Below are 8,440 nucleotides of genomic sequence, written 5' to 3'. Positions count from 1 at the left end.
GGGTCAATCCCACTTTTCGGGGCCCCCGGGGGCCGGGGCCCCGGGCCCCCCCGGGGGGCCCCCCGGGGGGGGGGGGCCCCCCCTGTGGGCCCCCCCCCCGGGGGGGGCCCCCCCCACGACCGGCGAACGACCCGCGAACGACCCGCGAAGCGACGGCCACAGGCCTTCCGACCGGCCACGCACAGCTCCCGCCGATCCGCAGCACGAGGAAATCGAACGCGTCGAATGCCGTGGCGGTCACATCACTGCGCGTGTTCGCCGCGCCCCAGCCGAGTAATCACTCGGACGTGTCACGGTGCCTGGTGAACCGCCCCGAATGCCGCAATGGCCACTACTCGCCGTCGATCATCGGGGAAATGTGCGGTGCCGAAGTGGCCACTTCGAGTTGTTTGATTTCCCGAAGATCACGTTTTGCGAACGTGGGTAACCACCGCGGAACTCGGCTTCCTTGGCAGCAAGCGCGATTTTGATAGCGTGGCCGAGCTTTCCTCCGCGGACCGAGTCACGCTCGGCCCGCCGTCGCCGCACGTTTTCGCGGCCCATTTCTTTGAAAGGACCTCGTTCATGCGCACAACCATGCTCCGAGCCGGGAGCCTGGCCGGCCTGACCGCCGTCGTCCTGGCTGCGAGCACCACCGGTGTCGCCGCGGCCGACGACGCCGTCACCGGCTCCGCTTTCGGGGCGTCCGCCGAGGTTTCCCTGCTCCCCGGTGTGCTGAAGGACCTGGCCGGTGGCAAGGGGATCACCGTCGAGACCGGCAAGCTGGCTCCCTCGAGCAGCGCCGGCCCGACGTCGGCGAACGTGGCCGACGTCCCGCTGAAGGGGCTCGTCACCGCCAAGGCGATCTCCAGCTCCGTCGTCTCCGACAGCACTTCCGTCGCGAGCAAGGCGAGCATCGTCGAAACGACGCTCCCGGTGCTGGCCGCGGTCGCCGGCCGGACGCCGACGGCGCGCCTGATCAGCGCCCGCTGCGGCTCCGCCGACGGCAAGGTCGTCGGCAGCAGCGACCTGGCCGGGGTCAACCTCGGCCGGCTCGGCACGATCCCCGCGGCGGCCGCGCCCAACACGCGGCTCGGCATCCCCGGCGTGGTCGAGGTGACCGTCAACGAGCAGAACCAGCGCTTCGACGGCGGCCTCGACGTGACCGCGCTGCACGTCAAGCTGCTCGGCGGCGACGTCACGGGCGCGCTCGGCAGCGGGGACATCAAGCTCTCCTCGGTGACCTGCGGCCCCGCCAAGGAGCACGCGCCGCAGGCCCCGCCGCGTCCGCAGGCCCCCGGCCAGGTGACCGTCGTCCCCGCCGGTGCCCCGCAGACCGGTGACGGCAGCCTCGCCGCCGAGGGCTGAGCCGATGCGCCGCGCGTTTCTCTTCGTCCTCACCGCGCTGCTGCTCGCCGGATGCGGCGGGACCACCCCGCCCGCCGCGAACCCGGCGCCCGCACCCGCCGCCGCCGCGGCCGCCGCCCCCGCCGGCCTGACCCGGTCCCTGCCCACCGCGATCGACGTCCCCGCCATCGCGGCGCAGTCGTCGCTGGTGTCGCTCGGGCTCAACGCCGACAAGACCGTCGAGGTCCCGCCGGTCGACCAGCCGCTGCAGGCCGGGTGGTACGAGTACGGCCCGACCCCCGGCGAGGTCGGCCCGGCGGTGATCCTCGGCCACATCGACGGCGACCACCAGAAGGGCATCTTCTGGCGGCTGCACGAGATGAAGGCGGGCGACCAGGTGCACGTCGACCGCGCCGACGGCGGCAAGCTGACGTTCACCGTCACGAAGGTCGCCCAGATCGCGAAGAAGGAGTTCCCGACCGAAGCCGTGTACGGGAACACGAACGAGCCGGAACTGCGGCTGATCACCTGTGGTGGCAAGTACGACGCGGCGAGCCGCAACTACCTCGACAACGTGATCGTCTACGCGAAACTGGTGCAGTAGCCAGGTCGTGAGTGGTTAGGGCGGTTAGAACCGCCCTAACCACTCACGACCACTCGGGACGGGAGGAGCCGCGCGGCACCAGGACCGTGCGGTAATGGCCCGGTGTGGCGGACATCCGGACCTGGTCGGTGACCCCCTGGTAGTGGCCGAGCGGCGTGTCCGCGGTGAAGGTCTCCGGGTCGAGGTAGGCGTGCGCCTCCCCGCGGCCGGCGGTCTCGAGCGCGTAGGCCTTGTCGAACACGCCCATGCTCAGGATCCACAGCGCGGCGCGGGTGAGCGAGACGTGCACGCGGTAGCTGCCACCTTCGGTCGCCCGCCGCGTCAGCGCTTCGACGATCCCCGCGGCCATCAGCCACGAGACGATGTAGTCGTTGACAACGAGGATCGGCGGCAGCGCCGGGGTTTCGCCGTCACCCTCCAGGTGCATCATGCCGGTGAGGCTGCCGGCGGTCTGGTCGAACCCGATCCGGCCGGCCCACGGCCCGTGCTCGCCGTTGAGCGACGCGGTCGCGTACACGATCCCCGGCCGGGTCGCCGCGGCCTGTTCCGCGGACAGCCCGATGCGGGCGAGGTAACCGGGCCTTCGGTTGGCGTAGAAGACATCCGCGGTGCTCAGCAGCTCGCGGATCTTCTGTGCACCTTCTTCGTTGTACGGGTTCACGACGGCCGACCGGGTGCCGACGTTCGCCGTCACGTAGGTGACGTCGTGCTCGAGCTCGCCCGGGCGCCACAGGTTGAGGACGTCGGCACCGTGCAGGGCGAGCGCGCGCCCGACGCCCGCGCCGGCGATCACGTGGCCCATGCCCAGCGCGCGGACGCCGGACAGCGGGTCGGCGGCGCCCGGGGGCAGCGGCACCGGGTCGCTGTCGGCGATCTTGGTGATCTCGATCAGCGGCAGATCGGCCAGAGTCTCGCGGTAGTGCGGCTCGGCGAGCAGCTCGGTGGTGGTGCGCAGCATCGGCAGCACGGTCCCGGCCGCCACGGCGGCTTCTTCGAGCTCGATGCCCTTCCAGCCGGCGACGGCGGCGGCCACCCGGTCCGGGTCCTCCGGCACGTCGAGCAGGCGCTGCGCGGCGATCTTGATCTTCGGGTACGGGTTGAGCGGCATCACCCAGCGGTCGTCGGCGGTGCGGTAGAAGCGGAACCCCAGCGCCTGGCTCGGGTTGGCCGCCGCGCTCTGCGGGAAACCGTTGACCAGCTCCCACTTCCGGTCGTAGAACGGGCACAGCCGGTGCGGCGCGACGCGCAGGTCGACGCCGATGTCCTGCCCCTCGCCGCCGCGCAACCGCCAGAGCTTCGCCACCGCCGCCGACTTCGCGGCCAGCGCGATCGCCGACGCGCCGCCGAGGCGCAGCGTGCTCGGGACGACCGGGTCGGCGCCGTCGAAGGTGATCGTGCCGCCGGTGTCGGCGGGACTCATCCCGATGCCGGACAGGAGATCGGCGAGCTCGGCGTGCGGGTCGAAGGCGTCGCCGGCCGCCGGGTGGGCGATCGCGTGCTCGACCCGTTCGGTGAGCGTCATCGGTGGTCCTCCCCTTTCAGGAGTTCGTCGGGTACGGCGACGAGCCGGGCGCGCAGGTACTCCCCGACCGCCTTGCCGACCTGGTCGACGCGCAGGTTCGACGAGCCGCCGGTGCCGAGCAGCCCGCGCAGGACGAAGTGCACGGCCCGCAGGTGCGGGAACTCGTGCCGGACGATCTCGAGGTCCGCGGTCTCCGGCAGCAGCTTGCGGAGCCCGGCGGTGCTCAACGTGCCCCTCAGCCAAGGCCAGGCCTCCGGATCGGACGCCCAGACGCCGACGTTGCAGTTGCCGCCCTTGTCCCCGCTGCGGGCGTGCGCGACGGTGCCGAGCGGCACGAGCCGGGTCCCGGCCGGTTCCCCGTCGGGTTCCGGGTGTGCCGGCTGGTCCACAATGGACGTCTCCGGCGGTGACGGGACGTCTTGTGCTTGCCCGTCCCCGAAAACCACGCGGTGCGGCACGACGTCCGCGGCCAGCACGGCGGGCCAGTAGTCGATCCGGGGCCGCACCCGGACGGCCAGCTCACCACCGCCGTCGTGGAAGAACCCGGGGAAGCTCTGCAGGTACAGGCCGCCGATCCGGGTCGAGAGCCCGAAGCGCTCCAACGGTTCCCGGTCGCGGGAGGTCGCCATGATCCGCACCGCGGCGGTCGCGTCCCACTGGCTGCCGGGGTCCCCGGCCGGGACGCCGATCCGCGTGACGTCCAGCTCGACGCCGTCCGGGCGGTCGCGGCCGAGTTGATCGCGCAGCAGCGCGACCTTGGCGTCGACGTCGAGGCCGGTGACGTAGACGGTGTTGACGACGCTGTACCCGATCTGCCCGAACACCGCGACCTTCGTCGTCGGGGGCGGCGGAGCGCCGGTCGCGCCGGTGATCGCGACCCGGTCGGGGCCGGCCGGGCTCAGGCGGACGTCGTCGAGGTGGACGGTGACGTCGGGGTTGAGGTAACGCGGGCCCTGGATCTCGTAGACGAGCTGGGCGGTGACGGTGTCGACGTTCACCGTGCCGCCGTCGCGGGTGTGCTTGGTGATCACGCAGCCGCCGTCCGCGTCGATCTCGGCGATCGGGAACCCGGGCCGGGCCATGCCGGGAACGCCGGTGAAGCCGGAGAAGTTGCCGCCGACGGCCTGCGGCCCGCATTCGACGACGTGCCCGGCGACGACGGCGCCGGCGAGCCGGTCCCAGTCCCCCGGGCGCCAGCCGTGCCACCACGCGGCCGGCCCGGCGGCCAGGGACGCGTCGGTGACCCGCCCGCAGACGACGACGTCCGCGCCCCCGTCCAGGGCGGCGGCGATGCCCCAGCCGCCGAGGTAGGCGTTGGCCGCGATGGGCGTGGTGTCCCAGCTCGACAGGGGACGCCCGGTGTCGAGGTGGGTCAGCGGGTGCGCCGCGGCCAGCTCACCGAGGTCCGCCAGGAGGTTGTCGCCTTCGACGTGCGCGACCGACAGCGTGACCCCGGCCTCGGCGGCGGCCGCGCGGACGGCGTCGGCGAGCGCGGCGGGGTGGAAGCCCCCGGCGTTGGTGACGACCTTGACGCCGCGCTCGGCGAGCGTCGCGAGGTGGGGCCGCAGCTGGTCGAGGAAGTACTCGACGTACCCGCGGGCGGGATCACGCCGGTACCGCGCGGCGAGAATGGCCAGGGTGACCTCGGCGAGGTAGTCCCCGGCCAGGACGTCGACGGGATCGCCGTCCAGGGCCTCGGCGAGCGCGGTGTAGCGGTCGCCGAGGTATCCGGAGAAGTTCGCGATCCGGATCGCCCGGTCCCGCATCCCGGCTCCCTCCGCCGTCGGCCGCCTCCGACGCTAGCCGCCCCGGGCGGCCGCGGCATCCCCGCCGGCGCGACAGCATCCTCGCCGACGCGCAGGGAGTAGCAGACCTTCTCCGTCTTCGCCGACGCGACGCCGGTGAACAGCGTTGAGGCCGCGGAGATCGATTCACTCGTTCGTGTCCGCTCGGTGCGGCATGGGCCCTGACCTGCGGATTCAAGGTCTCTGCAACGTTTTGTACCCGGGCGGCGGGCAAACTGGAGCCCGCGGGCCGTGCCGCCGAGGGGGCGGCACGGCCCGGTCACGCCCGGGCGAGCCGGCGGCCGCGGAGGGCGGAGAAGACCGCGGCCAGCGCCATGATCCCGGTCATCGCGTAGAACGCCGCGCTCAGGCCTTCGGTGAAGGCCGTGGCGAGCGGGCCGTGCAGGCTCGTGGTGCCGACGAAGACGGCGAACGCCGTGCCGCGCGGGATCGAGTGCGCGGCGACCAGCATGGCCGTGGTGAACGAGAACACCATGCCGACACTGGCGAACGTCCGGAGCACACCGGAGGCGATCCCCAGCCGGCCGGGCGGCGCGGCCTTCATGACGGCCGAGCTGTTGGCCGGGTAGAAGAAGCTGCCGCCGATCATGAGCACGACGTTGCCGGCCACGGCGGGCCACAGGCTGCCGGTGGCCGTCATCCGGGCGAAGATCACCAGCGCGACGACCGACAACCCCAGCCCGGCGGTCGCCGGGAGCACCGGCCCCAGGCGGTCGGCGAGCCGGCCGGCGTACGGGCCTGCCGCCGCTCCGAGCACGTAACCCGGAAGCAGCAGCAGCGACGCGTCGATCGGGCTCAGGCCGCGCGGCCCCTGCAGGTACATGATCACCAGGAAGAGCACGGCGAAGCTGCCGAGCCCCTGCAGCAGCGACGCCAGCAGGGACGGCGTCACCGCGGGGATGCGGAACAGGGACAGGTCCACGGTCGGGTCCGGGTGCCGCCGCTCCACGACCACGAACGCCACCAGCAGCGCCACGCCGATCGCCAGGAAGGCGAGCTGCCGGCCGTTCACCGGTTCGGCGGCCAGCTCCGTCATCGCCCACAGCACGAAGAACAGGCCCGCCCCCAGCGTCACCATGCCGGCCAGGTCCAGCCGGCGGCGGGTCCGCTCGCCGCGGTCGCGCAGCACCCGCAGGGCGAGCACCAGCGCGACCACCCCGATCGGCAGGTTGATCCAGAAGATCCAGCGCCACGAGACGTAGGTGACGATGACCCCGCCGAGCAGCACGCCGACGACCGAGCCCAGGGAGAAGCCGAAGGCGTTGAACCCGTAGGCGCGGCCGCGTTCGGCGGGCGGGTACAGCTCGGCGATGATCGCCCCGCTGTTGGCGGCGATCAAAGCGGCGCCAACACCTTGCAGGACACGGAAACCGATGAGGCTCGCCGCGTCCCAGGACAGCGCGCACAGCACCGAGCCGAGCACGAAGACCGCGAAGCCGGCCTGGTACATCCGCACCCGGCCGAACACGTCACCGAGCCGGCCGAGCTGCGTGGCGAGCACCGTGACGACCAGCAGGTAGCTGATCACCACCCAGGTGACGGCCGAGAGCGAGATGCCCAGGTCGGCTTCGATCGCGGGCAGCGCCAGCACGACGATCGTGCCGTCGACCGCCGCGACGAGCACGCCGATCATGACGACGAGCATCCCGAGTGTGCGCCGCTCGGTCATTTCCCGGACGGTGCCTGGAGGATCCACGTGCGCCCGTCGGGATCGCGGACGCTCATCTCGCGCGTCCCGAAGTGGGTGTCCTCGAACGGGCTGACGACCTCGACCGGCGCACCGGCTTCGAAGCCGTCTTCGGCGGGGACCTTGATGACGACCTGCATCCCGGTCGGCCGGTCCTCGGGCACCTCGGCGACGAACAGGTACGCGCCGTCGCCGTTGCGCAGCAGCCCCGAGTTGTGGTCGGTCTCGAAGTCGAGTTCGAACCCGAGGGCCCGGAAGAACTGGGCGGCCTTCCCCCAGTTGTGGGTCTCGAGGTACAGGGCTTCGACGCCGTCACTCTTCATCGCTGTTCTCCTTCGGAGTCGACCGTGGCGGCCAGGTACTGGCGCAGCGCGTCGGCCACGAGGGCCGACAGCGACTTCCCGGTGTCCACGGCGTGGTGCTTGACCTCACGGATCAAGTCCGTCGGCAGGTACACGTTGAACTGCTTGACGTCCTTGTCGCTCATGACAGAATGCTAGCACGCTAGCCAGCTACCTAGCTAGGCCGCAGGACCCGGAACGCCGTGAAGGCCACCTTGAGGGACTCTGAGTCCCTCAAGGTGGCCTTCACGGCACTTCAGCCCGGGGTCGGGTCAGCTCGCCAGGACGACCGAGCGGGTCAAGTGGGCCGGGCGGTCCGGGTCGCGGCCCGCGGCCTCCGCGAGGGCCACCGCCAGGCGCTGGATCGCCACCAGCTCGGCCAGCGGGTCCAGCTCGCCCTGGTGCAGGTGCGCGCCGGTCGCCTCGATCTGGCGGACCAGGCCCGGGTCCAGTGGCGCCAGGCTCCACACCGCCCGGCCCGGGGCCGCCACCGCGATCGGGCCGTGGCGGTACTCCATCGCCGAGTACGACTCCGTCCACCAGGCCGCCGCCTCGCGGACCTTCAGCGCCGCCTCGTTCGCCACGCCCACGTGCCAGCCCGCACCGAGGAACGAGATCTGGGACGCCGTGAGCAGTTCCGGGTCGAGTGGGCGGTCCAAGGCCGCCACGACGTCCGCCAGCGCCTGGTCTGTCGGCAGGCCCAGGTGGGCACGCAGGAGCAGCAGCTGCGTCGTCGGGAACCGGGTCTGGACCACCGAACGCTCGTCGGCATACGGCAGGCAGACGACGTCGTCGGACAAGCCCGCCGCCGGGGAGTCGGCCACCGCCGTGATCGTCGTGACGCGGGTGCCCGGCTTCGTCCGCTCCAGCGCCGTCAGGATCTCCGTGGTCGTGCCGGAGCGGGTCAGCGCCAGCACGCGGTCGTACGGCCGGTCGAGCTTCGCCTCCGACGCCGCGAAGACGTCGGTCAGGCCGTGGCCGGCGTCCTCGCGCAGCTGCGCGTAACTCTGCGCCATGAACCACGAGGTGCCGCAGCCGATGACGGCGACGCGCTCCCCCATCGCGGGCAACGCCGGTGCGTGCTGCGGCAGTTCCTGCAGGACGCGCGCCCAGCATTCCGGCTGGCTGGTGATCTCGTCGAAGGTGTGGGACATC

The 8,440-nt window shown here is 72.3% G+C and carries 8 protein-coding genes; 2 read left to right on the top strand and 6 right to left on the bottom strand.

All coding sequences use genetic code 11. The annotated features are described in order from the left end of the window. Nucleotides 1–564: 564 nt before the first annotated feature. Together ACIOD2_RS45780 and ACIOD2_RS45775 are read left to right on the top strand one after the other, a co-directional pair. The gene (locus ACIOD2_RS45780; protein WP_400551938.1) at nt 565–1,347 is read left to right on the top strand and encodes a choice-of-anchor P family protein; all 783 of its coding nucleotides are present in this window, start codon (nt 565–567) and stop codon (nt 1,345–1,347) included. A gap of 4 nt (nt 1,348–1,351) precedes the next feature. Further along, on the top strand, nt 1,352–1,930 hold the full coding sequence (locus ACIOD2_RS45775; RefSeq protein WP_400551936.1) for a class F sortase: 579 nt from the start codon (nt 1,352–1,354) through the stop codon (nt 1,928–1,930). A 43-nt stretch (nt 1,931–1,973) separates the two neighbouring features. Here the strand turns inward: ACIOD2_RS45775 and ACIOD2_RS45770 are convergent, their stop codons facing one another. The 6 genes from ACIOD2_RS45770 to ACIOD2_RS45745 form a co-directional block, all read right to left on the bottom strand. Beyond that, nucleotides 1,974–3,452: a CoA transferase gene (locus tag ACIOD2_RS45770; RefSeq protein ID WP_400551934.1), complete on the bottom strand. Its 1,479-nt coding sequence runs from the start codon at nt 3,450–3,452 to the stop codon at nt 1,974–1,976. Next, the gene (locus tag ACIOD2_RS45765) at nt 3,449–5,218 is read right to left on the bottom strand and encodes an acyclic terpene utilization AtuA family protein (RefSeq protein ID WP_400551932.1); all 1,770 of its coding nucleotides are present in this window, start codon (nt 5,216–5,218) and stop codon (nt 3,449–3,451) included. Before ACIOD2_RS45765 ends, ACIOD2_RS45770 begins: the two co-directional genes overlap by 4 nt. Nucleotides 5,219–5,516: 298 nt before the next feature. Continuing rightward, complete coding sequence (locus ACIOD2_RS45760) at nt 5,517–6,926, bottom strand: MFS transporter (RefSeq protein ID WP_400551930.1); 1,410 nt, start codon at nt 6,924–6,926, stop codon at nt 5,517–5,519. Then, nucleotides 6,923–7,267: a VOC family protein gene (locus ACIOD2_RS45755; RefSeq protein ID WP_400551928.1), complete on the bottom strand. Its 345-nt coding sequence runs from the start codon at nt 7,265–7,267 to the stop codon at nt 6,923–6,925. The genes ACIOD2_RS45760 and ACIOD2_RS45755 overlap by 4 nt, the downstream gene beginning before the upstream one ends. After that, complete coding sequence (locus tag ACIOD2_RS45750; RefSeq protein WP_400551927.1) at nt 7,264–7,431, bottom strand: ribbon-helix-helix domain-containing protein; 168 nt, start codon at nt 7,429–7,431, stop codon at nt 7,264–7,266. Before ACIOD2_RS45750 ends, ACIOD2_RS45755 begins: the two co-directional genes overlap by 4 nt. 126 nt (nt 7,432–7,557) lie before the next feature. Beyond that, entirely contained in the window at nt 7,558–8,439 is an 882-nt protein-coding gene (locus ACIOD2_RS45745; protein ID WP_400551925.1) for an SIS domain-containing protein, read from the bottom strand. Nucleotide 8,440 lies beyond the last annotated feature (1 nt).

Origin of the sequence: Amycolatopsis sp. NPDC088138 (assembly GCF_044741685.1) — a bacterium.
Taxonomy (GTDB): Bacteria; Actinomycetota; Actinomycetes; order Mycobacteriales; family Pseudonocardiaceae; genus Amycolatopsis.
This window is presented reverse-complemented; position numbering and strand designations above follow the sequence as displayed.